General features: G+C 57.2%; 1 protein-coding gene. It reads right to left on the bottom strand.

The annotated features are described in order from the left end of the window. A partial coding sequence (locus ACQRAX_RS25495) for an immunoglobulin-like domain-containing protein (protein ID WP_427867777.1) occupies window positions 1-803 on the bottom strand: 803 nt, incomplete at both ends.

Here is an 803-nt window from a genome sequence, read left to right on the forward strand (position 1 = left end):
ACGGTGTGGTTCTGACCACCGATGTTGACGGTCAGGGTGGTGGTGCCCTGTGGCGGGTTGCTCAGCTGGAAGTGGAAGGTGACGTTAGCGTCGCCTTCTTTTGCCGGGTCAGCAGTGACGGCCACGGTGGTGGTGTCGGTGGTGTCTTTGACTTCAACTGTGACGTTGGCATCGGTGAGGTCAGTTTTTTCGAAGTTACCACCGTTCACCGCAGTCACGGTCGCGTCGACGCTGGTACCGTCTTTGTAGACGTCTTCACCGTTGGTATTCGGAACCGACAGGGTGCCCTTACCGCTGGCATCGATGTTTACGGTGTGGTTCTGACCACCGACGTTGACGGTCAGGGTGGAGGTGCCCTGAGGCGGATTGCTCATCTGGAAGTGGAAGGTGACATTCGCGTCGCCTTCTTTTGCCGGGTCAGCAGTGACGGCCACGGTGGTGGTGTCGGTGGTGTCTTTGACTTCAACGGTGATATTGGCATCGGTGAGGTCAGTTTTTTCGAAGTTACCGCCGTTCACCGCAGTCACAGTTGCTTCGACAGTAGTACCGTCTTTGTAGACGTCTTCACCGTTGGTATTCGGAACCGACAGGGTGCCCTTGCCGCTGGCATCGATGTTTACGGTGTGGTTCTGACCACCGACGTTGACGGTCAGGGTGGTGGTGCCCTGTGGCGGATTGCTCATCTGGAAGTGGAAGGTGACATTCGCGTCGCCTTCTTTTGCCGGGTCAGCAGTGACGGCCACGGTGGTGGTGTCGGTGGTGTCTTTGACTTCAACGGTGATATTGGCATCGGTGAGGTCAGT

This window comes from Pseudomonas sp. UM16 (genome assembly GCF_050312595.1).
In the GTDB taxonomy this organism is placed as follows: Bacteria; Pseudomonadota; Gammaproteobacteria; order Pseudomonadales; family Pseudomonadaceae; genus Aquipseudomonas.